The sequence below is a fragment of the Pedobacter metabolipauper genome (assembly GCF_004362715.1).
GTDB lineage: Bacteria > Bacteroidota > Bacteroidia > Sphingobacteriales > Sphingobacteriaceae > Pedobacter > Pedobacter metabolipauper.
The window spans coordinates 325,808-352,061 of sequence record NZ_SNYC01000007.1; the positions used below are offsets into that span (position 1 = coordinate 325,808).

Annotated in this window: 23 protein-coding genes; 15 read left to right on the forward strand and 8 right to left on the reverse strand. The window is 40.0% G+C overall.

Annotated elements, in window-relative coordinates; translation table 11 throughout:
• Window positions 1–33: 33 nt before the first annotated feature.
• From ATK78_RS20115 to ATK78_RS20125, 3 genes are all read left to right on the forward strand, one after another.
• Window positions 34–684: a hypothetical protein gene (locus tag ATK78_RS20115; protein ID WP_133577923.1), complete on the forward strand. Its 651-nt coding sequence runs from the start codon at window positions 34–36 to the stop codon at window positions 682–684.
• A 182-nt stretch (window positions 685–866) separates the two neighbouring features.
• A complete protein-coding gene (locus tag ATK78_RS20120) occupies window positions 867–1,271 on the forward strand; it encodes a hypothetical protein (protein WP_133577924.1) in 405 nt (134 codons plus the stop codon).
• Between the two features lie 5 nt (window positions 1,272–1,276).
• The gene (locus ATK78_RS20125) at window positions 1,277–1,870 is read left to right on the forward strand and encodes a GNAT family N-acetyltransferase (protein ID WP_133577925.1); all 594 of its coding nucleotides are present in this window, start codon (window positions 1,277–1,279) and stop codon (window positions 1,868–1,870) included.
• A 92-nt stretch (window positions 1,871–1,962) separates the two neighbouring features.
• Here ATK78_RS20125 and ATK78_RS20130 read toward each other — a convergent pair whose 3' ends face one another.
• Window positions 1,963–2,187, reverse strand: a complete 225-nt coding sequence (locus tag ATK78_RS20130) for a helix-turn-helix domain-containing protein (RefSeq protein WP_133577926.1) — start codon at window positions 2,185–2,187, stop codon at window positions 1,963–1,965.
• 355 nt (window positions 2,188–2,542) lie between these two features.
• Window positions 2,543–3,697, reverse strand: coding sequence for a PstS family phosphate ABC transporter substrate-binding protein (locus ATK78_RS20135; protein ID WP_133577927.1), 1,155 nt, complete (start codon window positions 3,695–3,697; stop codon window positions 2,543–2,545).
• A gap of 129 nt (window positions 3,698–3,826) precedes the next feature.
• Between ATK78_RS20135 and ATK78_RS20140 the strand changes: the two genes are divergently transcribed.
• On the forward strand, window positions 3,827–4,264 hold the full coding sequence (locus ATK78_RS20140; protein ID WP_133577928.1) for a hypothetical protein: 438 nt from the start codon (window positions 3,827–3,829) through the stop codon (window positions 4,262–4,264).
• Window positions 4,265–4,976: 712 nt separating this feature from the next.
• Here the strand turns inward: ATK78_RS20140 and ATK78_RS20145 are convergent.
• Together ATK78_RS20145 and ATK78_RS20150 are read right to left on the reverse strand one after the other, a co-directional pair.
• Window positions 4,977–6,185, reverse strand: a complete 1,209-nt coding sequence (locus ATK78_RS20145; protein WP_133577929.1) for an MFS transporter — start codon at window positions 6,183–6,185, stop codon at window positions 4,977–4,979.
• Between the two features lie 87 nt (window positions 6,186–6,272).
• Window positions 6,273–7,385, reverse strand: coding sequence for a Gfo/Idh/MocA family protein (locus ATK78_RS20150; protein WP_133577930.1), 1,113 nt, complete (start codon window positions 7,383–7,385; stop codon window positions 6,273–6,275).
• A gap of 72 nt (window positions 7,386–7,457) precedes the next feature.
• Between ATK78_RS20150 and ATK78_RS20155 the strand changes: the two genes are divergently transcribed.
• The 10 genes from ATK78_RS20155 (at window position 7,458) to ATK78_RS20200 (ending at window position 20,983) form a co-directional block, all read left to right on the forward strand.
• Window positions 7,458–7,901 carry a GNAT family N-acetyltransferase gene (locus ATK78_RS20155; protein WP_133577931.1) on the forward strand — a complete coding sequence of 148 codons (444 nt, stop codon included), beginning with the start codon at window positions 7,458–7,460 and terminating at the stop codon, window positions 7,899–7,901.
• 8 nt (window positions 7,902–7,909) lie between these two features.
• Entirely contained in the window at window positions 7,910–9,139 is a 1,230-nt protein-coding gene (locus tag ATK78_RS20160) for a BamA/TamA family outer membrane protein (protein WP_133577932.1), read from the forward strand.
• 69 nt (window positions 9,140–9,208) lie between these two features.
• Window positions 9,209–9,793, forward strand: a complete 585-nt coding sequence (locus ATK78_RS20165; protein ID WP_133577933.1) for an RNA polymerase sigma factor — start codon at window positions 9,209–9,211, stop codon at window positions 9,791–9,793.
• A 120-nt stretch (window positions 9,794–9,913) separates the two neighbouring features.
• Window positions 9,914–11,122 carry a FecR family protein gene (locus tag ATK78_RS20170; protein WP_133577934.1) on the forward strand — a complete coding sequence of 403 codons (1,209 nt, stop codon included), beginning with the start codon at window positions 9,914–9,916 and terminating at the stop codon, window positions 11,120–11,122.
• A 225-nt stretch (window positions 11,123–11,347) separates the two neighbouring features.
• Window positions 11,348–14,719, forward strand: coding sequence for a SusC/RagA family TonB-linked outer membrane protein (locus ATK78_RS20175; RefSeq protein WP_243732589.1), 3,372 nt, complete (start codon window positions 11,348–11,350; stop codon window positions 14,717–14,719).
• Window positions 14,720–14,730: 11 nt separating this feature from the next.
• On the forward strand, window positions 14,731–16,221 hold the full coding sequence (locus tag ATK78_RS20180) for a RagB/SusD family nutrient uptake outer membrane protein (RefSeq protein WP_133577936.1): 1,491 nt from the start codon (window positions 14,731–14,733) through the stop codon (window positions 16,219–16,221).
• Between the two features lie 13 nt (window positions 16,222–16,234).
• A complete protein-coding gene (locus ATK78_RS20185; RefSeq protein WP_166664925.1) occupies window positions 16,235–17,083 on the forward strand; it encodes a DUF4843 domain-containing protein in 849 nt (282 codons plus the stop codon).
• A 20-nt stretch (window positions 17,084–17,103) separates the two neighbouring features.
• Window positions 17,104–18,543, forward strand: coding sequence for a PKD-like family lipoprotein (locus ATK78_RS20190; RefSeq protein WP_133577938.1), 1,440 nt, complete (start codon window positions 17,104–17,106; stop codon window positions 18,541–18,543).
• Between the two features lie 5 nt (window positions 18,544–18,548).
• Window positions 18,549–19,715: a TlpA disulfide reductase family protein gene (locus ATK78_RS20195; RefSeq protein WP_133577939.1), complete on the forward strand. Its 1,167-nt coding sequence runs from the start codon at window positions 18,549–18,551 to the stop codon at window positions 19,713–19,715.
• 128 nt (window positions 19,716–19,843) lie between these two features.
• Window positions 19,844–20,983, forward strand: coding sequence for a sialidase/neuraminidase family protein (locus ATK78_RS20200; RefSeq protein ID WP_133577940.1), 1,140 nt, complete (start codon window positions 19,844–19,846; stop codon window positions 20,981–20,983).
• Here the strand turns inward: ATK78_RS20200 and ATK78_RS20205 are convergent.
• The 4 genes from ATK78_RS20205 to ATK78_RS20220 form a co-directional block, all read right to left on the reverse strand.
• Window positions 20,980–21,858 carry a DUF6266 family protein gene (locus tag ATK78_RS20205; protein ID WP_133577941.1) on the reverse strand — a complete coding sequence of 293 codons (879 nt, stop codon included), beginning with the start codon at window positions 21,856–21,858 and terminating at the stop codon, window positions 20,980–20,982. The genes ATK78_RS20200 and ATK78_RS20205 overlap by 4 nt on opposite strands.
• A gap of 365 nt (window positions 21,859–22,223) precedes the next feature.
• Complete coding sequence (locus ATK78_RS20210; RefSeq protein WP_133577942.1) at window positions 22,224–22,682, reverse strand: hypothetical protein; 459 nt, start codon at window positions 22,680–22,682, stop codon at window positions 22,224–22,226.
• A 56-nt stretch (window positions 22,683–22,738) separates the two neighbouring features.
• The gene (locus tag ATK78_RS20215; protein ID WP_133577943.1) at window positions 22,739–23,254 is read right to left on the reverse strand and encodes a hypothetical protein; all 516 of its coding nucleotides are present in this window, start codon (window positions 23,252–23,254) and stop codon (window positions 22,739–22,741) included.
• Window positions 23,255–23,264: 10 nt separating this feature from the next.
• The gene (locus ATK78_RS20220) at window positions 23,265–23,714 is read right to left on the reverse strand and encodes a toxin-antitoxin system YwqK family antitoxin (protein WP_133577944.1); all 450 of its coding nucleotides are present in this window, start codon (window positions 23,712–23,714) and stop codon (window positions 23,265–23,267) included.
• A 268-nt stretch (window positions 23,715–23,982) separates the two neighbouring features.
• Between ATK78_RS20220 and katG the strand changes: the two genes are divergently transcribed.
• Window positions 23,983–26,253, forward strand: a complete 2,271-nt coding sequence (gene katG / locus ATK78_RS20225; protein ID WP_133577945.1) for a catalase/peroxidase HPI — start codon at window positions 23,983–23,985, stop codon at window positions 26,251–26,253.
• The last annotated feature ends 1 nt before the right edge of the window (window position 26,254 follow it).

Genomic DNA, 26,254 nt, shown 5'->3' on the forward strand with positions numbered 1-26,254 from the left:
AGTAATCAGTTAAAGTTCAGGAAATGTATTGATATGAAAATTTTCACGATAACCGTTGCCTTATTCTTGTTGGGTAGTCATGCCATTTATAAATCACCCGTTCAGGACACGATGCCTGGAGGATTTGAGAAATTTGATATGGATGATTTTACACGAAAAAGCCGTGCATCAACCCCGGGAAAAGTAAACCTGAATGATTTTAAGACGGGCAATGGAATTCGCATTGTCAGAAAAGCAACGGCTGACGGATATAGTGAAGAGCAAATTCAAGCCCTTCCATTTTTCTATAAAACTTCAAAGAAGTTCTATGCTTCTGGGTTTATCAAAGAAAAAGGACAGGAGTTTGGCGATTTAACCATAGATGGTAAAGGGATTAAAATCGGTAAATGGTATTATTTCAATGAGAGCGGCAAGCTGGAAAAGGAGATTGATGAAGATAAAAAATTTGGAAAGTTCGGTTATCTCCAATTGTTGGAATTTCTTGATCTGGAAGGCGTCATAAACATCAGAAATGGTCAAAACCGCGATCATTTATTTGCCGGCTTTGAGTCAGGGACAAGTGGCAATAAGGTCTGGAATGTAAAAGTAATTAAAGCATCTGTTCCTGCAATTCAGGGTTGGGTATATAAAATTGACGGTGATACCGGTAAGGTATTGGAAAGTAAAGCACTTTCTGCAGATTAAAAAAATTGAATACGAGCATGAATGTATTGAATAAAATGAATGCAAAATCATTAAACTGATTTATTTACTTTTAGGTTCGAGAGCGTTAATAATGGGGTTCACTGGATGGTGGCCCCTTTTTTTATGGGGCGTCAGTCTGATGGTTTTTACGCCAAAATCCTTATCTTTAATCAAAAATTTTTATGAGATTAATTGCATTTGTATGCTTTATAATGCTGGCATCAACTGGCCTGAAGGCTCAATCTGTAGATATCATTTATTCCGGTAAGGAGCTCAAAGACATAAAAAGATATGTTGGAAAAGAGGCTCTTGTTGTAGATTCGGTTTATGGCGGCAGGGCGTTTGAAAACCACACGTTATTAAATTTAGGCGGTCTTCATCCAAATCAGCTTTTAACGATCTTTATCTCCAAAAAAGATTATAAGAACTTTGAAGGTGATGTACTTAAATTCTATCTTAATAAAAATGTTGAAGCGAAAGGTATATTGACAGATTATAATGGCAATACCCAGATGATGATCAGCGATCCAAAACAACTCACGATCCAAAAAGTTAATAAGAAAACTTTATTTGTACGGTTTGATTAGTAATCATGGAGATTGCTAAAACTTACAGAATTGAAACAGGGCGGTTGATCATTCGGTGTTACGAGCCGTCTGATGTACTGCTTTTTGTTGATGCGCTAAATGCAAATAAGGCTCATTTAATACCCTGGATGCCCTGGGCAACAGATACCCCCGAAAATCTGGATTTCAATGTGGAAAGAATCCGGATGTTCAGGGGTAAATTTGATACCGGACTCGATTATGTATATGGGGTTTTTGATAAAACAAATACCCAGCTGTTAGGCTCTTGCGGATTACATACCCGGGCAGGGGATGGTGCAAGGGAAATTGGCTATTGGATTGGTGAATCACATGTTAATAACGGATATGCAACTGAGGTGGTTGCTGCGCTTACAAAAGTAGGGTTTGAGATCGAGCAGCTTTTAAAAGTTGAAATTCATTGCGATCCGGAAAATTCCAGGAGTTTGAAGATCCCGAAAAAACTAGGATTCCAATTAAACGAAGATCGTATCAATGGAAATACAGTATGGGTTTTATGGAAAGAAGATTATCAGGATCACCTGATCCATAAAACTACATTAAGGGCCTTAGACTTTATAGGACGGGAGATTCCATTGTAAAGGATGCAGCTTTACTAAGCTTCGAAGAATTGGAATAAGTTATGACATTGATAATTTGCACAGAAATGTCCCGTAAGAGGAGATAAATCGATTTAAAAATTCAACAGATCTCTTGGGTCTATACCCAGCCCCTTTCCCAATTCAATAATTGTTGACAGCTGGATGTTGAGTTTGCCATTTTCAATTTTGGAAATATTGCTGTCATCAAGGTCGCAATTGGCAGCAACGGCACGCAGGCTTAGACCTTTTTGGTCCCTGATCTTTCGGAGATTTTCTCCGAATTTATCTTGTAATTCCTGGTGATTTTTCTTGGACATTCTTGCTTCGGCTATGAAGAAGTTAAGGTGTTGATATATATTTTAAATTTTGCGGTCATATATTACCGCAATTCAAATATTTTTTATACCTTAGCTTTATATTATTAAAGAAATTGGAACTGAGATAAAATAATTCGAAACACTAAATATCGATTGATATGAGGTGTTCACTAAGAACCTTGTCCGGGTTATGTAGGAATATTCATGGACGCGAGGAGTAAGTGGGCACCCGGCTCTTAATGGCGTAAGCTATTAGGCCGGGGCAGCTTATTGATTGCGTCCTGAATAACTGAAAGGTTATTCCCTCATCCTACGAGGAAACCCGGCAATATCAGTAAGAACAACTGTCCCGGACCTAATGGCGTATTGGGACATATCCGGTTCGTTCTACCAATTGCTGTCCCTGTGGGGAGAGCACCCATTCAATTAATTTACGGGTGTTTGGTGTAGCTTTATCAGTCGTAACGGCATAGAATGCTGCAGTAAATGGATAAGAATCATTGCCAATCGTATTTTTATCCGGGTATATGCCGTCAATACTTACGATTTTAATGTCTTTGTTCTTTACCATTCCGGTTACAAAATAAAGGAACGAGAAACCCATTGCATTGCGATAATTTAAATAATTGGCAGTTTCATCAATGATGCGGCCCATGCTCATCTTCACCTCATTGGTTAGTGGAGGTGCCAGCCTGGTTCCTTTCATTACTTTAATTAGCATGGTCTGACTGCCGCTTCCGTCCGGGCGTTGAAATGGTTTGATATCAGAATTGCCGCCGCCAACTTCTTTCCAGTTGTTGATCTTTCCCGAATAGATCCCTTTGATCTGTTCAAATGTTAAATCACTGACTTTGTTCTTTGCATTCACAAAAAATACAAAGGCTTCTTTACCAATTGGTGTAAATACAAGCTTAACTCCCTTTTTTTTGGCAAATGCCGATTGTTCTTTTGAGGGTCCGGCAACAAAGATCACATCAGACTTACCTTCAACCAGGGATTCATAGGCAAAAATAGTATTGGAGCAGCTTACCGTACTATTCACATAGTTGTACGGATAATCCCCCTTTGGGTAAACTGCCATCGCAAATGCAGAATACAGCGGGTAAAGTGCTGTCGCTCCATCCATAACAGGCAAATTGGTATTTAGCTTAAGCGTAGATGCCGTATCTAAATGTACGGCCTTAGTATCTTTTATGTGCGGTCTGTATTCTTCTAAGTTGAACTCGTCATTTACGGTAGCCAGATTATTAATATAATACTGGTTGCCTTGATAGATTAAAACTGCCAGTGCACAAATTGCCAGAAATATGCCCATTCCTTTATCCAGGTATCTGGGTACCGGATCGCTAAAGAGCCAAATACTGAAAAAGACAACTGTAGCGATGGAAATTAAAATGGTCAGGATCATATATATTTCTATTCCTACAAAGGAGGCCCATAATGTAGCAATGAATCCAAATAGGATCAGGAAAATAAGTAACAGCAGTTTAAGAATTTGTCGGAATATCATGTGATTGCTTTTTATGCAATATACCCTTGCAAATATGAAACCAAATATTGAGCTAAAACTTAACTGGGCTGAAATAAATATAATTAAAAAACTACTATATTTGGGTTGTAAAATAAATTACTCTCTAATATGAAAAAGATCATTCTCGGTTTGATAGTAGCTGTACTAACACTTGGCTCTTGTAAAAAAGACAAAAAAACTGATCTGGAAACTCCGCTGACTTTATTAACCGCTAAGAGCTGGAAACCTGCATTGGTAGATAAGAATCCAGGTACCAATCCTGCCAACAAGAATTTATACCATGCTCCGCTGAACTGCGAACTTGATGACGCCTATCAATTTGATGTCAATAAGAAATTAAACTTAAAACGCGGAAGTTCACAATGTGATGCCGATGAGTCTGTAGAGGAATGGACGGATTATAGTGTAGATTTCGATAAGGGACAAATCACAATAAAGGGAACGACCTTCCTTATAGCAGAAATTTCTGCTACCCAGTTAAAGTATTATTTCCCCACCAATTCAAGTGCTGCAGTAGATAATGTCGTCTTCATATTTGAACATTAATAACACAACCACTTCTTATCCTTTAACTTACAACAGACAGATTCCATTCAGTTATGTAAGTTTCGAGTATTAAAATTAATTTTTGCGTAATGTATTCTTTACAAAGCGAATGCTTGGATAATAATAATTGAAATTTATTTTTGATGCCGTGCAACTTTTAAAGATTGTGTGCGTCTAATAAGGGAGAAAATAATACATCGATTATATAAGACACTTTTAATTAAGTACGCAGGTGAAGTAGTTAGCTCCTGTTAAACAACTCATTATTTTTTTATAAAATAATGAAATTTAGGTTAAACAGCAGGTAATTTCTGGATGGAAACCCTGCTGTTTTGTTTTTATAGAAAAATCGTTTTAGCAATTTAAATTGCAAATGTGCTTTTCTGTAGAAAAGTATCAAGAAGGGAAGTGTAAAATATTAAGAAAAAGTAGAAAAAACGAAAGGGAGCCATCTCTCGATGAACCCCCCTTAACGCTCTCGATATAAATGTATGAAAATTATTGTTAATAATTAAAAAATTAGTAAAAATTTATTTATTTATTTTTTAGATAGGTTTGTAAGGCTGTTCAGAAAAACATCTGCTTTACAACTTAAGGGAATCCTTTTAGTGCATTTTTTATATACAGGCAATGATTATGTTCCTATATTTGTACCCGAGAGCGTTAATTTAACGGGGGTAAGTCGAAAGATTTATCCCCGTTTCTTTTTATATTAAAAAGTCTTATTATTCTTTGTAACTCTTCCGATCAGGAACATCACAGCTACAGAAAATAAAATCAGCACGATGTAGCTGTGACTTAAATTACGCTCATCCTTTGCCGGAATCAGATAAATGATCCCATAACTCAAGAAAGATACGATCACATAATTAATACCTCCGGTAAGTCCGCCGGCAATCCCTGCATTTTTAGGGAACCTGCTTAAGCAGAAGGTAAAGAAACTATTAAATGTATAACCGCATGCAGCATGGATAATAAATGCAAAGAAGATCATAGCATATAAGTTAGAGACGTAGTTAACGCTTACGATCATTGCGAAGCCAAATAAAAGCTGTATACCCAGATTGATAGATAGCTTTTTTGTAAATGGCTTGTTTATAGTTGATTTACTGATCAGTCCGCCTACCATCATGGCAGCACCGAGTAACAAAGAACTATATCCTGCAACTACAGGACTCATGTTCAGTTCATGCTCTATAATAAATGGTCCGGTCATGTTGTAGATCATTACCATACAATAAGACAGTCCAAGCATCACAATACCGAGAGTAAAACTTGTGGTCATGATCATATCTGCATAGATGATCCCGATCTTCTTTATATTAAATTCCATGCGGTTCTTTATGGTTTCACCACTAAAGATGAGTTCCAGAACCAATATGATTAGTGCAAAGGCTGCTAAAAAGTAAAAGTTTGCCTGCCAGCCAAAATATTCCTGCAGATATCCGCCTGCAAAAGGAGCAATGATTGGTGCCGTAGCCCAAATAATGGAAAACATGCTTAAATAATTTTTTAGCTTATCGCCGCTGAAGACGTCAACAAAGTAGGCCCGTTTAGACACTACGATAGCACCTACTGTGATCCCATGGACGATCCGCATGAGGTAAATTAAATAGATATTCGCCGTATTGGCAATGACAATGCTGGCAAAAGCAAAAATAACAAGACTGATCAGATTGATCTTATATCTGCCAAAGCTATCCAGTAAACTGCCAACAAATAGCTGAGAAATCCCATAGCTGATCAAAAACAGACTTAGTGTAAGTTGTACCTGTATATTACTTACCTGCAGCGTTGCCGCCATTGTTGGGAGTGAAGGAATATAAATATCAGTTGCAAAGCCAGACAATGGGATTAACGCAAATGCAAGTATGGTAGATACTCCCTGATGCTGGGGGTTTAAAGATTTATTAAGAATCAAAGTTGTGCTATTTAGAAGCGCCAAAGTTAGCCTTTCACCTTTCCAATACCCAACTTACTCAAACATGGGATTGTAATAATGTTGGCACTAGATCGTAACCCTTTTGCCGGTTTTTGCAGCGAGGTATATGGCATCGATGATCTTTAGGTCCTTTACTGCTTCTTCACCATTTACCGGTACGACAGGGCTTTTGCCCGATAGGATTATATCAGCCATTTCTTCCATTTGGATGGTTTGATGTGTACTATGAGGCTGTGTAAGTTCACCTTTGTGGGTACGTCCTTTAATTGGACCGTATCCGGTTGAAGGCTGCAGTTCTGCAAATCCTTTTTCTCCGGTTAAAAAGAAGCGGTCAAGGTGGTTCATGGCGTAAGTGGACAAGCAAGAAGCTATTGCGCCACCCGGAAAGCCGAGTTGAAACTGAACGGTTTCGTCTACGCCTTCTTTAAACCGTTCGGGCTGTGTCTTTGTTTCCTGCGCAGTTACCCAAATTGGATCTTCGCCAACCATATACCTGGAACCATTAATGGCATAGATACCAATATCCATTAGTGAGCCGCCACCAGCCAGCTGCTTATTTAGCCGCCATTGATTCGGATCTCCAATATTAAATCCACACTGTCCCTGGAAGAACATGATCTTACCAAATTCTCCGCTGTTTCTCATGCGGATCACTTCCAGTGTTTTGGGTTCAAAATGCATGCGATAGCCAACAAGCAGTTTTACATTGGCTTTTTTACATGCATCCACCATTTCTTCTCCCTCTTTGGCATTTAGTGCCATAGGCTTTTCACATATTACATGTTTACCGGCTTTGGCTACCCGGATCACCTGATCATGATGCAATGCATTTGGTGTAATTACATATACGGCATCAATATCCGGATTGTTTTTAATGGCGTCGAAATTCTCATAAGAATAGCAGTTCTTTTCAGGAATGTTGTATTTGGCTTGCCAGTTTTTAATTTTTGAAGGAGTTCCACTGATTACACCAGCCAATACTGCCTTTGTGCAAGCCTTCATGGCTTCTGCAACACGGCTGCCATAACCGCCCAGGCCCATGATTGCTACCCGGAGCACCGGACCATCATAGGATTGATCAACTTTGGACAGGTCATTTGCTAATCCCGATAAAGGAAGAAAAGGGAGTGTTGCAGCCGAAGCGGCAAGGATCTGGAGGAAATCTCGGCGTGTGTTCATTGTTAAATGGTTTACTGTCAGTAAATAACAAACAATATACGGCATGGTTTGTTAAAAATATATCTTTGCGCAATGATTTATGAGATAAGTGAGGTTGACAGTGCAGAATATGTGGTAGTTGCAGATCTTTGGGAAGTTTCTGTACGGGAGACACACGATTTTTTAACCGAAAAAGATATCTTGTATTTTAAGCCTCGGATGTTTAATGCCTATTTACCAGAAATAGATCTAAGGTGCTGCAGGGATGAAGATCATGAGATCATTGCTTTTCTTGGTGTTGAAGATCATAAAATTGAAATGCTGTTTGTGCATCCGGATCATTTCGGAAAAGGCATAGGTAAACTGCTCGTAAATTATGCTATTGAAGAGATGAAAATAATTTATGTTGATGTGAACGAACAAAACCATGCCGCATTACGTTTCTATGTGAAGATGGGATTTAAAACTTTTAACCGCATACCATTAGACGGCTTCGGCAAACCTTATCCCATTTTAAATATGACCCTTTTCCAATAACAAATCCTATGTATTATAAAGTCATTGCAAGCCTGATCTTGTTGTCTTGTGTTCCTGTTGCTTTATCAGCACAAGACGCCACTTCCATTATTCCACGGGATAGTATTATAAGAGATACGTCTGCACAAACAGACTTAATTGATCTTGCCAAGAAGTTCTTTCGTATCCGTCCCCAGAAAATAAGGGTAGAGCGGGATAAGAAAATTTATTTTTCTATCCTCCCGGTTGGGGCAGGCGTTCCGGGTGGTAGTGGAAGGGCATTGATCACTTCAACTACCGCGGCAACCTACCTTGGTCCGCAACGTACCACGAATATTTCAAGTGCTACATTTATGCCTTACTGGAATTTTAAAGGACGCTTTGGATTGCCATTAAGAACCAGCATCTGGCTTCCTGATAATACATGGACCATACAAGGCGACACCAGGTTCCTGGTTTACCCGCAATATACCTGGGGATTAGGCAATGGCCGCGATTACGGAGAAGAAACCCTTGTTAATTATAAATATATCCGTTTTTACCAAAGTGCCTTAAAACGTATTAAGCCCTATTTGTTTGCAGGTATGGGTTATAATTTAGATTATCATTTTAACGTTAAAAGTGACGATCCCAATGTTGATCTGGGCGAATACACGGGTTATGCTAATGGAACAGATGGAAATTCATTCTCTTCGGGCGTTACGCTGAATGTATTATATGATACCAGAAACAACTCCATCAATCCGTTGCCGGGAGCTTATGCCAACCTGATTTACCAGATAAACCCAACCTTTCTGGGCAGTAAAACGAAATGGAACTCACTTTATCTGGATGTTAGAAAATACCTTTCTATAAACCCTGAAAATCCTAACCAGCAGAATACGCTGGGTTTTTGGTCTTATTTGTCGACCGTATTCAATAGTAATGCTCCTTATCTTGATTTACCAAGCATAGGCTGGGATCCTTATAACAGGTCTGGCAGGGGAATAGATCAAAATCGTTATCGTGGAAAAACCTTGTTTTATTTGGAAAGTGAATACCGAAGGGACATCACCAGAAATGGTTTACTGGGCTTTGTTGTATTTGCGAATGCAAATACGGTAAGCGGATCAAAATCTTTGTTTACATCGTGGCATCCGGCAGCTGGTACCGGTTTAAGGATTAAATTCAATAAAGGTTCCAATACGAATATTGGTATAGATTACGGGGTTAGTAAAGGCTATAATTCATTTATATTTGGGCTTGGTGAAGCATTTTAATGTATTTCTGTCATTTATGAATTAACTATATTTAGGAATTATAGTTAAGTTTGGATTAAAAGGGGCAGCATGCATCAGGATAGATCGGATTTTGCAGAGGATGCGGAGCTTTTACTTAAGCTAAGTGAGGGGAGTAAACCGGCTTTCGATACTTTATACAACAAGTATTGGAAACAAGTTTATAATACGGCATTTAAACGATTATATGATGCTGAAAGGGCACAGGATGTTGCACAGGATGTCTTTGTACAACTTTGGGTTAGAGGTACCAAATCACCAATTGAAAATCTTCCGGCTTATTTAATGGTATCTGCCAGGAATGGCGTATTTAAACTTTTAGAGAAGGAAGGGAAATATGCGCAACTGCCGGATGACACCGCTAATCGTTTAGAAGACCCCTTAGACCGGGCAGATGCAGCTGTTCTCCATGAGGAATTTATGAATGCATTTAATCAGCTTGTTAATTCATTGCCCAATCAACAACGGATTATTTTTAAGCTGCGCTTTGAAGATGATATGTCCAGTCAGCAAATTGCCGATCTGTTGCAAATTTCACCTAAAACGGTAAGAAATCAATTGGGTAAAGCTTTATCTTCTTTAAGAGATACCCTTCTTTTGATGAATTTGCTAATTATTTTGTATTCCAGTAAATAAATATCCCGATTATGGGTTGTTTTCTGCTCATCTAGCGGATTTTTGAATAAATATTGAAATTATTTTCAATTGGCGTGGGCTATTTTGAATTTTCTGACTCATGTAGTTAGAATACTGACGATGAACAACCCGTACAAATCCTATTTTCAAAACTTATTAAAGAAATACAGGCTTGGAAATGCCACTTTTGAAGAACAAAATTTCCTGGAAAAATACTACAATTTACACGATTCTGAAGAAGATCTGATCAACGCTGAAAATGAATCTGACTTTAATCCGGTTAAAGATTCGATAAAGAAACGTATTGATCTAGAGATTCTAAATGTTGCAGAAAGAGAATCAGCAAGGCGTACAAAAAAGCTTTGGTCCAGGTATGCTGCTGCGGCAGCACTTTTTTTTGTTGTGTCTGCTACAATTTATTTATTAACCCAGCCCGGGTCAATTAATACATACCTGGCATCAGGTTCCGACGATCTGGCTCCGGGCGGCAATAAGGCTATCCTTACGCTTGCAAATGGTAAAAAGATCATCCTTGATGATGTAATCAAAGGAGAAATAGCCCAGGAGTCTGGGATCAGCATCCGGAAGACTGCCGACGGGCAAATTATCTATACCGTAAGCGATGACCATACCTTAGATGCATCGTTACCAATTCCTACAAACACCATAACTACGCCTAACGGGGGTAAATATCAAATCATTCTACCTGATGGTACCAAAACCATGTTAAATGCTGGTTCTTCCCTTACTTTTCCAACTGCTTTTATAGGTACTGAACGTTTGGTTTACTTAAATGGGGAAGCCTATTTTGAAGTTACTAAAAATAAAGAAATGCCTTTCCGTGTCAATGCCGCAATGCAGTCCATCGAAGTTTTAGGTACACATTTTAACATCAATGCCTACGGTGATGAGCCGGCCATTAAAACTACACTGCTGGAAGGCTCTGTTAAGGTTTCGTCAGGTCAAAATTCGGCAATACTTGTTCCTGGACAGCAAAGCCTGATCAAGTGGGATGACTCCCGGAATATTGTGAAGCAATTTGCTGACCTGGAGAAGGAGACGGCCTGGAAGGATAACCTGTTTTCTTTTGATAACGATGATCTTCGCGCCGTTATGCGCCAGATTTCTAGATGGTATGATGCAGAAGTGGTCTATGTAGGCGATTTCCCTGATGAAAAGTTCTTTGGAGAAATATCAAGGAACAGCAACCTTTCTGAAGTAGCTAAAATATTTGAACTTAATAATATCCACCTGAATATTTCAGGTAAAACCATAAAAGTGTCCTACAACCAGACGCTCAATACAAAAACCAGTCAACTAAATCTTTAACAAACTAAACCAAATTTATGATTCGAAAGCTACTCATTATTTAGAACCACACGAAGAAAAAAAGCCGAAAGTGTCTCACCACTTCCGGCATCAAAAAGGTCTGCAGCAACAGTTGATCCTAAGCTGCATTTTTTTAACCTAATCCTATTCAAAAGTATGAAATTAACTTTTCTTTACAAACCCGTGTGCAAAATGCGGAGTGTAAAGTATAAATTCCTAATAGTGATGAAATTAACTGCTATTTTATTACTGATCGGCACCTTACATTTGTCTGCCGCAAGCTATTCGCAAAAAGTAACCATCTCCAGGCGCAATACCACCTTGAGTGCCATTTTTAAAGACATTAAGAAACAAACCGGTTACCTGTTTTTCTACAATGGAAGCGTAAACATAAATGGTCAGAAGTTAGATGTTGAATTGAATAATGTGCCTCTTGAAGAGGCCTTGAATACATTTTTAAAAAACCAGAACCTCAATTTTAGTATCGTTGATAAGACCATCGTAATCCGTAATGAAATTCTGAATGTGATCAAAGACCTGAATGTTAATAAGCAGATCGAAGTCACAGGTAAGGTAATTGACAGCAAAACTCAAACGGGCATTCCGGGTGTAAATGTTTCTATCAAAGGAAATAAGAACATCAGGGCACAAACCAATGATAAAGGTGAATTTAGAATTAATGCCGAACCAACTGATATCCTCGTATTCAGTTATATTGGCTTTAAAGAAAAAGAGGTAAAAGCCGGCGATAGTAAGTTCTTCACCATTAGTTTAGAAGAGCAGATCAATCAGATGAACGATGTGGTAGTAACTGGTTATCAGACCATTAAAAAGGAAAGCTTTACCGGGAATGCGGTAGTGATTAAGGGGGCAGACCTGAAGCGGACCAACCCAACAAATCTGTTAAAGGCCATTCAATCCTTTGATCCATCATTCCGGGTGCTGACCAACAACCTTGCAGGTTCTGATCCAAACGCATTGCCAAGGATCAATGTTCGTGGTGCTACAGCCTTACCGGGACTTCCAAACAGCGTTGATGAGATCCTGGACCGGAATAATCTGGCCAGTTCTTATAACCTTCCGGCTTTTATATTGGATGGTTTTGAGGTTAACCTGCAAAAGATCGTCGATCTTGACCTAAACCGTATCGAGTCTGTTACCTTATTGAAGGATGCTGCGGCAACTGCTGTTTATGGTTCAAGGGCTGCCAATGGTGTAATGGTCATTACTACTAAAGCCCCGGTAGCTGGTAAGCTCCAGTTATCTTACAACTATGAGCTGAACTTTACCGCGCCAGACCTTTCAGATTACCATGTGCTGAATGCCAAGGATAAGATTGCTTACGAGCAGCTTGCAGGTTTGTATAATTCAAATACCCCTGGTAGTGGTGATACACAGCAGGATGTGCTGGATGCAGAGTTGTTTACCCGTCTTAGAAATGTAGCGAGTGGGGTAAACACCTATTGGCTTTCTCAGCCGCTTAGAAACACCTATGGGCAAAAACACTCTTTAAATGCGCAGGGTGGTGATCAGACTTTCCGTTATGGCGTAGATGTTCGTTACCAGACCCAACCGGGAGTAATGAAAGGCTCAACAAGAGACCGCTACAGCGGGGGAATGAACTTTACCTATAATCCCAGCCCAAAGATCATATTCAGAAATGATTTGTCCATTAACCAGACTAATGCGGCCAATTCACCCTATGGCAGCTTTTCTACCTATGCGGAAATGAATCCGTATTTCCCTAAAACAGACAGTACCGGACGTACCATTCAGGAACTTGCAAGTTGGAGGATAAATACGTTTAGAAATGGCAATGATCAATATCGTACCGACAATATCTTTAATCCGCTTTTTGAAGCAGGTCTGAACAATTTTGACAAAAGCGCTTACACGGAAATACTGGATGCATTTTCTGCCGATTACAAGTTGTCACCTAGCTTCCGCATTAAAGGATTGATCAGTTTGAACAAAACGATTTCTAAAGCAGATATTTTCCGCTCTCCGTTGAGTAAGGAGTTTTATAATTATGCGACCGATAAACTGAATAACCGCGGCTCATACGACCTGTACAATACGGAAAGGACTGCAGTGGATGGAAACCTGACCATTAACTACAACAAACAGATTGGAGAGCACTTCTTCAATATGGTGCTGGGTGCAAACGTACTGTCTTCAGAATCTGACTATAAGTCGGTCAGTGCACAGGGATTTTCTAACGACAGGTTCACAAACATCGGGTTTGCACGGATCTATAAAGAAAATTCGGCACCAGGAGGCAGTGTATTGATCAGTCGTACTGCCGGGGCATTCTTTTCCGGTAACTACTCGTATCAGAATAAATATTTAATGGATGCTTCATTCAGGATAGATGGATCTTCTAATTTTGGTTCTAACAAACGTTTTGCACCTTTCTGGGCAGGCGGTTTAGGATGGAATGCTCACAATGAAGATTTCCTGAAAGAATCTGACGTAATCAGTCAGCTTAGGTTAAAAGGAAGCATTGGTGTATTGGGATCTGTCGGTTTCTCTCCATATATGTCACGCTCAATCTATCAATACCAAAGTCAAAACTGGTATTCAACAGGTGTTGGTGCAACAGCCCTTGGTTATGGAAACAGCAACTTAGAATGGCAAAAAACGCGCACCTATGATGCAGGCTTAGACCTGGGATTTCTTAAAGATCGCTTTGTGATCAGTCCGCGGTATTATTATAAGCTTACCAAGGGTCTGATTACGGACATTAACCTGTCTCCATCAACCGGCTTTACCAGTTACAAGGAAAATCTGGGGGATATGGCAAATAAGGGCTATGAGATCTATTTTCAAGCCAATGTTTTAACCAATAAGGATCTGAACATCAATCTGACTGGTAACCTTGGACATAACACCAATACCATTGTTAAGATCTCAAATTCGTTAAAGGCCTTCAACAATAAAATTGATGATCTGCAGAACAATGTAGACAGTAACCTATACAGTCTTCCAATTCTCCGTTACAATGAAGGACAATCATTAAACACCATATATGGTGTTAAATCTTTAGGGATTGATCCGGAAAATGGCCGGGAGATCTATGTAAAGAAAGACGGCTCTTTGACCTATGATTACGACATTAAAGATACACAGCCTATTGGTAACAGCACTCCGGCTGCAGAAGGTAACTTTGGCGGTAACATCAGTTACAAAGGGTTTATGTTCAGCTTTAGCCTGTACTACAAATTTGGCGGACAAACCTACAATCAAACCTTGATTGACCGGATTGAAAATGCGAACCCACGTTTAAATGTAGATAGCAGGGCATTGACCCAGCGCTGGGTTAAGCCGGGAGACCAGGCCCTGTACAAGAACATTACCGACCTTACACTGACGCGTGCGAGTTCCCGCTTCATTCAGAAAGATAACCTGATCGACTTGCAGTCTGTGTATTTATCATACGACTTTAAAAAAGACTTTATTAAAAGGGCAGGTTTCCAGAATTTAAGGGCTGCAGTTACGATGAATGACATTTACCGGGTATCCAGTGTAGAGATTGAACGCGGAATTGATTCACCTTTTGCGCGGAGTTTAACCTTCTCATTACAAGCCTCATTTTAACACCTAGCAACATGAAAAAATATTTATATATACTTATCTCCCTGCTGGTATTCTCATCATGTAAGAAATTTCTTGATGTTCAGCCAGAATCTGATGTGACTAAAGAACAATTGTTTAGTACAGAAGAAGGTTTTAAAGAAGCACTTAATGGGGTTTACACCTATTGCGCAAGTCAGGGACTCTATGGTGGCAACCTGACTTTTAGTAACCTGGATATCATGGCTCAAAACTATGATCTGACTAATGCTAACTATCAAAAAGTTGCAGCATTTAGGTATTCTGATTCGTTTCTGATTGGAAAAAATGACCAGATCTGGGCCAATTGTTACAGTGCCATTGGCAATTGTAATGCTATACTGGAAGCTATAGATGCTAAAAAGGGAATCTTTCAGGATAAGAACTATGAGCTGATCAAAGGGGAGACACTTACGCTTAGGGCTTATCTGCATTTTGATCTGCTGCGTATGTTTGCACCGTCATTTAAAAATAACCCAACTGCACCTGCAATTCCATATGTAACTGTTGTTTCTATCAAGAGCACAGCCTTTTCAAATGTAACCGAGGTGCTGACTAAAATAATTGAGGATCTTGATGCTGCGAAGACGCTTTTAAGAGTCTCAGATCCTATTATATCGGCAGGCTATGTTGTCGGTTATGCCGATAAAACGTATGATAGTTCTGTTCCAATAGATCAAAGATCTACAGAAACCAGCAATGGTTCTTTGTTTCTCCAAAACAGAAGGCACCGCATGAATTATTATTCGGTATGCGGCGAACTTGCCCGGGTCTATCTGTACAAAGAAGACCTGGCAAACAGTTTGTTAAATGCAAATGTGGTGATTGATTCTAAAAAGTTCCCATGGACTCTTAAAGAAGATTTCTTCAAGACAGATATCGGGCAGCGCGATAAGATCTTTTACCCGGAATTGATCTCAGCATGGTATATTCCAGATTCTAAACAACATCTGGAAGGATTATTTTCTAATGCTGATGCGGGCTACACACCGAGCATCCCTCAAAAGGATATCATCTATGAGAAGGGTACTGTTGGTGCTGATGACTGGCGCTGGCTGCGCTGGTTTCAGGATGTGCCATCATCCAATTCATCCGGTCGCGCTTACCTTCAGAAGTATATGGTCAACTCTTCCCCAATCCGGAATATGCACCCCCTGGTAGCTCCGGCAATCCGGCTAACAGAAATGTATTACATCGCTGCTGAAGCAAGCTTTGACCTGGATAAGCCGAAAGCGCTGGCGTACTTTAATACCGTGCGCAACCACCGTGGTATAGGAGAGGCCCTTCCGGCTGATATTGATAAGAGCACCTTTATTAACAAGCTTGTTGCAGAATGCCGTAAAGAGTTTTATGGAGAAAGCCAGATCTTCTTTATGAATAAACGCCTAAATAAGGAGATCATCAATACCAATGGACTGGTTTATCCGGCAACCAACAGCATTTTTGTGTTCCCAATTCCGCTTGATGAACAAGCATATAGAAACTAAACCAGAAAAGATTATGAAAAAGAATATATGCTATATTTTTCTGCTAAGTGTACTCTTATTTGCGTGCAAAAAGGATGATGACTTTGCTTACAATTCTCCGGATAACATTTATCTGAACTACTTTGATGAAGATGGTGTTTTAGATACCTTACCGGTAACGTATTCCTTCGCATCTAGTCCCGGGCTTTCCAGGGATACGGTTTGGATTCCGGTAACCATTTCCGGAAAACGGGCTTCCAAAGACAGAAAGTTTGTTTTAACGGAGGTAGACAGCACCTCCACTGCGGTTAAAGATCTGCACTACGAAGCCTTAAAGCCCTATTATATTATGCCTGCAGATTCCGGTAGTATTAAAGTACCGGTAATCATTAGAAATATTGATCCTGAACTGGCCAATAAATCCGTTGCTTTAACCATCCGTATCGTTGGGAATGAAGATTTTGGGCAGGGTCTGCCAATTCGTTTAAGAACAAAAACCATCTTTTATTCTAACCGGCTGGAACAACCATCATGGTGGATCTATTGGCAGGGTAACTTAGGTCCGTACAGCAGGGTAACCCATCAGCTGTTTTTAATCTCTGGCGGACAAGACCTGGTCAATCCTGGTGCTCCGAACGGCTATCTGCAGATACCGAGAACACTGTATTATCTTGAAAACCTGAGGCAGTTTGTAAAAGATCCATTTACCTGGGTATCCAGAAATCCTGCAAAAGGATATGTACTCACCAAGAGAACCGATGGTACGAATGATTATGATTTTTATAATACCAGTTCACCGGAGATAAAGTTCTATGTGAAGTACTTTCCGCAGGTAAATGGTTATTTCTTTATCAATGAGGCTGGTTCTCAAATTGTAATGTAGCTCATATAAAAATTAAGAACATGAGATTTAAACAGATCTATCTATTGGCTTTTGTGGCCATACTTTATACTTCCTGTAAAAAGGACCTGGGTAATTATACTTACTCCCCACCTTCATCCCCGGTAATTGTGGGTATACAGGATGTCACTTTTTCGGCTCTGATTGGTGATTCACTGATTATAAAACCTACGGTAAGCCTGGCCGATGCAGATCCATTGAAAGACCTGGATTTTGAATGGCGCATCCTTATTCTTGAGGACCTTAAAGAAATTGTTTTTAAGGGATATCCTTTAAGAATGCTTTATAACCTGGGCCCGGGAGAACGTTCTTCAACGCTTACCGTTACCGATAAGAGAAATGGTTTAAAATACAAATATCCTTTTAAGGTAGCAGGAACGACCCAGTTTTCAATTGGTAAGCTCGTTTTAAGTTTAGATAATGGTGTTTCTAAATTGTCGTTTGTTAAGCCGGATAATGTTACCATTCTTTCCGATGTATATCAAACGCTCAATGGGGCATCCTTAGCAGCCAATCCTGTTCAGCTTTATTATTCAAAGCCGCTGCCATACCAGGTACTGACAAAAGAAGAATACTGGATACTAAGCAATGACCCATCCAAAAGCGGCGTAATTCTGGATGCAAGTACGCTGCTTCGTAAAAGTGATTTTACATCCCAGTTCTTTTTACCTCCGGCTACCATAACGCCGGGGTATTTAGAACCTTTTTTAGGGCCTGTACAAATGGGTACAGTGCCAACAGGTGTAATCAACGGAAAGTTATATGTAGGTGTACAATCAACGGCTCCTTTTGCGCCTGACTATGGGAAGTTTGCCAATGAACAAGCCGGAGATTACATACTGTCCAGTTACTTTACCCACGGTGGTTCATTCTTTTTTGGATTTGATACCAAAGCCAAGGCATTTGTTATATTTGGAGGCGATGGAAGCTACCTCGGAACCAATTACCTGGTGCCTGCAGTAACCATCTTTGATCCAAAAAACATCGGCATGGATAACCTCATTTATATGAAAGCTGTGGAAACGGGTAGTTCTTATGCATTTTTCAGACAGGATGGAACTACTACTGAACTAAAATTCAGCCTTTCACTAAATTCAACAGACAAGAAGATCGAACCAGAAAGTAAACGTATATTTAAGGGCTCAGCCATGGTTGATGCAGATACCAAATGGGTACGCAACAGCCTGAACGTGTTTTACTTTTCATCCAATGATAAGATCTACCGGTACAACCCGATCAATGAGGAGATCAAAGTATTGGAAGCCGGTTTTGGAGGTAAAAAGGTTTCGATGTTAAAGATCAGTGATGATGACAATACATTAACGGTTGGTGTTAGCGGTTCTGTTTATTCACTGGATGTTAGCGTTGGTAAGAATGGAAATATTACTCAAACTATAAACGGAATCCCGGGATCTCCTGTGGATATTTTAATTAGAAAATAAATAAAATGAAATTAAGATTTTTAATACTTGCTGCGGTGTCTCCTGTAATGGCTATTGCGCAAACCCCTAAAGTTTCAACTCCTGCAGCAGCTGCTAATTTTACCATGTCAGGTAAGATTGGCAACCTGAACAAACCTGCCAAGATCTATATTGATTATATGGATCAGGGTACCAGCTATACAGATTCTGTTGAACTGGTAAACGGGGCTTTTAAATTTTCAGGTCATATTGAAGGAATCGTTTCTTCGAGAATGACACTTGCCCGTGAAGGTGGTAAAGAACGGGAGATCTATGGTAAAGGAGCAGGAGATGTAATTTACTTAAGCTTTGGTAAGGAGAATATTAAGATCAATTCTGCCGATTCTTTGTTCAATGCAAAGTTTACCGGCTCTAAAGTTCACGATGACATGCTGGCTTATGAAAAAGAAGTGGGCGAGTCGGTGATGACCACCAACAGGACTGCCAATTTGCAGCTGGAACGTGCAACGCCAGAGCAGCAGAAAGATACTGCGTTCTTTAAGGTTATAGACAAAAGGGTAAAAGGAATGCGGGCTGCCAAAAAAGAGAAGCTCATAGCCTATGCTAAAAGCCACCCAAATTCTTACTTTGCATTACAGGCTTTGTCAGAGGCTGTAAGCGGTTATTCATTACCCGCTCCGGTTGCAGAACCAATTTTCAAGAACCTAAGTGAAGAACTACGCTTATCGTATGGAGGCCAGAGCCTTTATAAAATCTTAAGTGCGCATACGGTAGCAGCATTAGGTGCTTCTGCTCCAAACTTTACACAGAATGATGTAGATGGAAAGCCTGTTTCCTTATCCGATTATAAAGGTAAACTAGTCCTTGTTGAATTTTGGGCGAGCTGGTGCCATCCCTGTCGCGAGGAAAGTCCTAACCTGTTAAAACAATACAGCTTGTATAAAGAAAAAGGTTTTGAGATCCTTTCTGTATCTGTAGACAGCGATAAAGGAAGATGGCTGGAAGCGATTAAGAAAGACGGACTTACCTGGAGACAGGTTTCTGACCTTAAAGGTTGGGAAAATGAAGCCCGTAAACTTTATGGCATATCTGGTGTTCCAGCAAATTTTCTGGTTAGCAAAGATGGTAAGATCATCGGAAGCCATCTAAGAGGAGATGCGCTAAATAAAAAGCTTGCGGAAATATTGGATTAATTTAACGAACCTTAATTATCCCTATTATATTAATGGTTTACGGGCTTATCTTAACGGATAAGCCCGTTTTATGTTAACTATTTTGTGACTTAGCGGAAATGCACGGATAAAGCTTTATTTTACAGATCATGAAGCAGAAATGGATCGGTTTATTTTTTAGTTTAATGCCAGCAATAGTTTTAGGGCAAGCGGCTAACCCACAGTATACAAATGTGATATGGGACCAGTTATCTTTAAAGCAAGTTGCCCCGTTGATGGGTAAAAGCAGCGCAAATTATGCCCGCATTGTACAGTTAAACAATGGTCATTTAATCTGTGTTTATGAAACCAGGGGTGGTGTGGAATGCTTAACCAGTGTTGATCTGGGTAATACCTGGATAAATCCGGTGGTTATCGCTTCAGCTATAGATGGCGTAAACATGGCTGTACCTGAGATCATAGAATTGAAAGATCATTCACTGCTGGTGTCCTATAATCCAAGACCACGAAGAAGCAATGCTGCAGATACGACCAAACGTTTTGGCATCCGGACTAAAAAAAGTTACGATCAGGGCAAAACCTGGAAAGATGAACGGCTGATCTATCAGGCGGGTACTAAGTTTGAAGATGGCTGCTGGGAGCCTGTTCAAATACAATTGCCTTCTGGTGAAATTCAGCTGTACTACTCAGATGAAGGTATCTATACGAAGACGAACGAACAAAATATATCGATATTCAGATCTTATGACAATGGTTTAAGCTGGACTAAAAAGCCGGAGATCGTTTCTTTCCGGGCAGGCCATCGGGATGGAATGCCCGTTCCCATACTTTTGAGGGGGAAAGACGAAATCGTTTTTTCCATTGAAGACAATGCCAGCGGACAATTTAAACCTTCGATTATTCGTAATCGTTTAACTCAAAACTGGCAAAAACCAGTAGGTGCAAATGATGCTGAACGCAGCGCTGCATTTATTCCTGGCTTACCAGACACAGTTTATGCAGGAGCTCCTTATCTCCGCCAGCTAAAAAACGGACATACTTTGTTGTCTTACCAAAGTACGATGAACAGGAGGCACAACTGGGAACAGGCTTGTATGCAGGTTGCCATTGGAGACTCTGATGCACGCAACTTTAAACCTGTGAATACGCCATTTCAAATTCCGCTTGATAAACAAGGTCTATGGAATTCCATCTGTATTCTGGATGACGATACCGTGATTGCGATCACATCAACCAATGCCTATACCAGTTCTAATTCAATCTGGATGATCAAGGGTAAGTTAAATTAAGATCTGTTTTTAATTTTTTTCATAACCGTTTTGATCCTTTGGCCAGGCTTATCTTTTGGATCCGTCTGAATTGCTTTCTTCTTCTTTATATCCAGAGCAGCCTCAATCGTCGTATCGGTGCTGATTTCTCTGTTTGTCTGTTTACCTGATTCTGATGTCTTTTTACTTAATTCTGCGTGTTGTATTGGCTTTTCGGGCACAATGAATGCAGTTGTTAATGCAACTGGCTCCTCTTCATATCCCACACTTCCAACATACACACTGTTAGAAATTTCATTCTTATCATCTGTGATAAAAGACATATAAGCATGTAGCTTGTGACCCATAAAAGTGTCTGGCAGCTCCATAAAGTTAGTTCCGGCATTCTTGCGGGCACCGCTAAGTGTATAGTAAGATTTCTTTAATGCTGGTGCATATACCAATAACATAACCCGGGGTGTAGCCCGATCGTAAGATTGATCTGCATCTACCTCCCAGCTAAATTCTATGCCATTATCTGCAAGGTTCACCGATGCATTTACAGCTATTGGAAGCTGCCCTTCAGACAGTCTAACTTGCGCATAATCTATAGCCAAATGGGGATATTCGCCCTGTAAACTGTGTTTTAACTGGTATGATTTTACTGCATTATTAGCGGAAAAAGACTGATTTTTTGAAACCAGTCCGAAGCCTAATGCCACAAACGTGGTCATGCTGTGGATCATCTCACCAACCACACTCATCTTCTGCATATTTGCCAATTGCTTTCTTGAACGCGGTACCGTAGATTTTTTCTTTTTCTTTCTGATAAAAGCTTCACCGTTTCTAATAAAACCTTCTACATCACCTACACATCCCTGTACTCCACCGAGTATCCCATTTTTAATCCGTGCCATAATTCTAAATTTAATTTTTATTTAAAACAACAACATATTGATTATCAATTTGTTTTGCAATTGAATTTAGGCTCGTGTCTACTTTAAGGAAAATGAACGGAATTATTTAGCCAGATTACCAGCAACTGTTTACCAGTCCCGACTGAAAAACCTCTGAACATATACTGGTTAAAAGCTGGAAATAAGCTGGTCAGATATAATTAACCAATAAGAAATTTGGCGGTGCTTTTTATTTGAAAAAAAGTTAAAAATTTATAAATGGCACTTGTTTACAAGAGATACATGTTTGTAGAAGGTATTTGCAATGAAATATAAAAGTGGAGAAAACATAACTGTTCTTAGATGGGAGCAAGCAACCGGTATGTTTAAGGATAAAGTACCCGTTGGCGAATTAACAGCCCGTGATTTCCTTTCGTATATCTGATCAGGGCGATTAAGTTGTCTTTGTAATCCGAGAGCGTTCCGTTTTCCTCATCACGGGCAGCTTCGTAAACATGACCTTCATAATTCACCAGAAATGCTTTCTTGTAAAAAAGAATGGTGAAGTTATTGGCAGCGGCTATATCCCGTATCGTATACTGCTGTTTTACGAAATCATCTAATTTTAACTGAAAATCTACTGAAGAAAACTGACTGTAGTTTGAAATCTCGTAGTATTGAAAAACCTCTTTGGTACTAAATAACCGCAGATCTAATCCTTTGCCAGTTCTTAACCGCTCATTAAGGCTGGAGTCAATGGGTTCAATTTTAAGATTGCCGCTTTTGCATCCAAAATAATTGATTGCCAGTAGAACCATGAAAAGTATCCTATATTTTTTGATCATTGCGATGTTAAAGATAATGATTGTTAAATTGTTGAATCATACTTCAGATGCATTTTTCAGGGCTTTGAATACTGCTTCATTAATTCTTCATATATATTATAGAAATCAGTTCTTTTAACGGATAAATATCCAGTTGCCCCGTTTTTAAATTGCTCCTTATCAATTTCCTGGAAATCGATAACTATAGCATTGTCTTTATAAGTGTAAACAGTCACCAATCTTGATTTTCGGATAGTGATGTTTTTATATTTATCTTTTATAAAAGTTGCTAATTTGTTTTGATCAGTCAGTGTCCTAATCTTAAACGCGTAACCGGCCAGTGTACCTTTATACGACAAGATCTCGATATGGTCCGGTATATAGCCGTTAAACGACAGCGTTTTATTTTGAACGCCATATGAAATCATATCGGCATTGTCGAACATTTTCCCTTCCCTGATATCTGAATTGCCATTCATCAGTACCTTAGGGTCTTCATTAAATTTAACATTGCTTAAGTCGGTCTTATTTTGAGGATAAGCAGCCATATTCGTAAATATTAAAAGCGTAAACAAAATCTTTTGTAATCCCATATGGTTTCGTCTAGTGTGTGATCGTTTTAATTAGCTTCCCGGTAGCATCAAAGTATTGCCAGGTGCCGATAGCGTGAATTTCTGATTCATATAACTCATAATTATTGAACTTTTCTACGGACTTGATCTTTCCGTTCGGATGATACTTTTTCTTTAGGATATAAGCCTGTGTAATGGTACCATTATGGTAATAGATGGATTCAAGCAACTTACCATTGGGATCATAAGTGTTCCAGGTTCCTACAAATGTCCCTGTGGAAATTCCTTGATCTGAATAATATCCCTGATACCCCCGTTGTTTGATCTTCCCGTTGGGATGATAGGTCGCAATTAATCGCTTGCCGGCAATCATCGCCGGTTTACCGGGTTGTTTTTTTGGTTTTTGGAAAGCGGTTGAGTAGCCCATATCCGCTGCCAAAATGAGCAGTGCCGCGATTGATGTCATCAGTGCTTTTTTCATATTGCCTATTTAAATAGGTTGGCTAACCTATTATTTAGATAAGGTTGGAAATGGGATTAATGTTTTTTTTTGCATAAAAATAACCCATTTCAATGCCATTATCCAATGGCTGGTATTGAAAAAGTTAGTATAGTTATTACGATCATAATAGATTTTAACTATTTGACATAGAATTTATTGATTGGTTTTATCACAATCAATATCATAAATTTATAGTAATTTACAAGTACACAGACGCAAGTAAGTGTTCAAATATAAACTTATAACTATGGAAAAAGAATCAAATGACATCAGCAAATGTCCGTTTCATAATGGCAGCATGAAACACAATACTGGCGGTGGCGGTACCCGGAACCACGATTGGTGGCCCAATCAGCTGAAGCTAAATATCCTGCGTCAGCATTCTGCTTTATCAGATCCAATGGGAAAAGATTTTAATTATGCTGAAGCGTTTAACAGCCTGGATCTCGCTGCTGTGAAAAGCGACCTTCATGCGCTAATGACTGACTCACAGGACTGGTGGCCGGCAGATTTTGGCCACTATGGTGGTTTGTTTATACGTATGGCATGGCATAGTGCAGGAACCTATCGGGTTGGCGATGGACGTGGTGGTGCTGGTGCCGGGCTTCAGCGTTTTGCACCGCTTAACAGCTGGCCAGATAATGTGAGTTTGGATAAAGCCCGCAGGTTGCTTTGGCCAATCAAACAAAAATATGGTAATAAAATTTCATGGGCTGATCTGATGATCCTTACCGGTAACGTTGCATTAGAGTCGATGGGTTTTAAAACCTTTGGTTTTGCCGGTGGTCGTGAAGATGTGTGGGAAGCAGATGAATCCGTGTATTGGGGTTCTGAAAGCACCTGGCTCGGTGGCGACCTTCGTTATGCACATGGTTCACCAGGGGTGGAAGAAGGGCATGGTGTATTGGTGTCTGATGATGATGCCGATGGCGACATCCATTCCCGTAACCTGGAGAAACCACTTGCTGCCGTTCAAATGGGACTGATCTATGTAAATCCTGAAGGTCCGGATGGTAATCCAGATCCCGTAGCTGCTGCGAAAGATATTCGTGATACGTTTGGGCGGATGGCCATGAACGATGAGGAAACCGTTGCATTAATTGCCGGCGGACATAGCTTCGGTAAAACTCATGGTGCTGCATCTGCAGACCATGTTGGTAAAGAGCCGGAAGCAGTAGATGTTGAAATGCAGGGCTTTGGCTGGAGTAACAGTTATGGTTCTGGCAAAGGTGCCGATACCATTACCAGTGGACTGGAAGTAACCTGGACCAAAACACCGACCCAATGGAGCAATAATTTCTTTGAAAACCTGCTGGGCTTTGAATGGCAGCTGTCTAAAAGTCCGGCTGGCGCGCAGCAATGGGTAGCTAAAAATGCTGATGCCATTATTCCTGATGCTTACGACAGTTCAAAAAAACATCTCCCTACAATGCTTACCACGGATCTTGCGTTAAGGTTTGATCCGGCTTATGAAAAAATATCACGTCGCTTTTTAGAAAACCCGGATGCATTTGCAGACGCTTTTGCAAGGGCCTGGTTTAAGCTGACGCACCGTGATATGGGACCTGTTTCCCGTTATTTGGGACCAGAGGTTCCTCAGGAAGAATTGATCTGGCAAGATCCCATTCCTGCAGTAGATCATGCGTTGATCACTGAAAATGATGTTGCCGCATTGAAAGCTAAAGTATTGGAATCTGGTTTGAGTGTATCCGAATTGGTTACTACCGCATGGGCGTCGGCTTCTACCTTCCGTGGTTCTGATAAACGTGGTGGTGCCAATGGTGCCCGCATTCGTCTTGCCCCACAAAAATACTGGCAAGTAAACAACCCATCGCAACTGCAAAAAGTACTGGACGTACTGGAAGGCATTCAAAAAGAATTTAATGATGTACAGGCAGATGGTAAAAAAGTTTCCCTGGCAGATTTGATCGTGCTTGCGGGTTGTGCAGGTATTGAAAAAGCAGCTAACGATGCAGGAAATGCCGTTACTGTTCCTTTTACTGCCGGCCGTATGGATGCTTCGCAGGAACAAACTGATGTAGAATCATTTGGGTATCTGGAGCCTGCTGCCGACGGTTTCCGCAATTACCGTAAATCAAAGATCCCGGTATCTACCGAAGAATTGCTGATTGATAAAGCTCATTTATTGACACTCACCGCACCTGAATTAACCGTGCTGCTGGGTGGTATGCGTGTCTTGGATACAAATTTTAATGAATCTAAACATGGTGTTTTTACATCGCGGCCAGGTTTACTTACCAATGATTTCTTTGTAAACCTGCTTGACATGAGTACGGTGTGGAAAGCACTATCGGGAGATAAGGAACTTTATGAAGGGCGCGACCGTGCCACAGGTGATGTAAAATGGACAGCTACGCGTGCAGATCTTGTTTTTGGTTCTAACTCAGAATTGAGGGCTGTTGCTGAAGTATATGGAAGCGCAGACGGACAGGATAAATTTTTAAAAGATTTTGTGGCTGTTTGGAATAAAGTGATGAACCTGGACAGATTCGATTAAG

Bases quoted from the DNA above. Each gene is read 5' to 3' on its own strand.
- ATK78_RS20115 (WP_133577923.1), top strand. From the start codon at position 34: ATGAAAATTTTCACGATAACCGTTGCCTTATTCTTGTTGGGTAGTCAT.
- ATK78_RS20120 (WP_133577924.1), top strand. From the start codon at position 867: ATGAGATTAATTGCATTTGTATGCTTTATAATGCTGGCATCAACTGGC.
- ATK78_RS20125 (WP_133577925.1), top strand. From the start codon at position 1,277: ATGGAGATTGCTAAAACTTACAGAATTGAAACAGGGCGGTTGATCATT.
- ATK78_RS20130 (WP_133577926.1), bottom strand. From the start codon at position 2,187: ATGTCCAAGAAAAATCACCAGGAATTACAAGATAAATTCGGAGAAAAT.
- ATK78_RS20135 (WP_133577927.1), bottom strand. From the start codon at position 3,697: ATGATATTCCGACAAATTCTTAAACTGCTGTTACTTATTTTCCTGATC.
- ATK78_RS20140 (WP_133577928.1), top strand. From the start codon at position 3,827: ATGAAAAAGATCATTCTCGGTTTGATAGTAGCTGTACTAACACTTGGC.
- ATK78_RS20150 (WP_133577930.1), bottom strand. From the start codon at position 7,385: ATGAACACACGCCGAGATTTCCTCCAGATCCTTGCCGCTTCGGCTGCA.
- ATK78_RS20155 (WP_133577931.1), top strand. From the start codon at position 7,458: ATGATTTATGAGATAAGTGAGGTTGACAGTGCAGAATATGTGGTAGTT.
- ATK78_RS20160 (WP_133577932.1), top strand. From the start codon at position 7,910: ATGTATTATAAAGTCATTGCAAGCCTGATCTTGTTGTCTTGTGTTCCT.
- ATK78_RS20165 (WP_133577933.1), top strand. From the start codon at position 9,209: ATGCATCAGGATAGATCGGATTTTGCAGAGGATGCGGAGCTTTTACTT.
- ATK78_RS20170 (WP_133577934.1), top strand. From the start codon at position 9,914: ATGAACAACCCGTACAAATCCTATTTTCAAAACTTATTAAAGAAATAC.
- ATK78_RS20175 (WP_243732589.1), top strand. From the start codon at position 11,348: ATGAAATTAACTGCTATTTTATTACTGATCGGCACCTTACATTTGTCT.
- ATK78_RS20180 (WP_133577936.1), top strand. From the start codon at position 14,731: ATGAAAAAATATTTATATATACTTATCTCCCTGCTGGTATTCTCATCA.
- ATK78_RS20185 (WP_166664925.1), top strand. From the start codon at position 16,235: ATGAAAAAGAATATATGCTATATTTTTCTGCTAAGTGTACTCTTATTT.
- ATK78_RS20190 (WP_133577938.1), top strand. From the start codon at position 17,104: ATGAGATTTAAACAGATCTATCTATTGGCTTTTGTGGCCATACTTTAT.
- ATK78_RS20195 (WP_133577939.1), top strand. From the start codon at position 18,549: ATGAAATTAAGATTTTTAATACTTGCTGCGGTGTCTCCTGTAATGGCT.
- ATK78_RS20200 (WP_133577940.1), top strand. From the start codon at position 19,844: ATGAAGCAGAAATGGATCGGTTTATTTTTTAGTTTAATGCCAGCAATA.
- ATK78_RS20205 (WP_133577941.1), bottom strand. From the start codon at position 21,858: ATGGCACGGATTAAAAATGGGATACTCGGTGGAGTACAGGGATGTGTA.
- ATK78_RS20210 (WP_133577942.1), bottom strand. From the start codon at position 22,682: ATGATCAAAAAATATAGGATACTTTTCATGGTTCTACTGGCAATCAAT.
- ATK78_RS20215 (WP_133577943.1), bottom strand. From the start codon at position 23,254: ATGGGATTACAAAAGATTTTGTTTACGCTTTTAATATTTACGAATATG.
- ATK78_RS20220 (WP_133577944.1), bottom strand. From the start codon at position 23,714: ATGAAAAAAGCACTGATGACATCAATCGCGGCACTGCTCATTTTGGCA.
- katG (WP_133577945.1), top strand. From the start codon at position 23,983: ATGGAAAAAGAATCAAATGACATCAGCAAATGTCCGTTTCATAATGGC.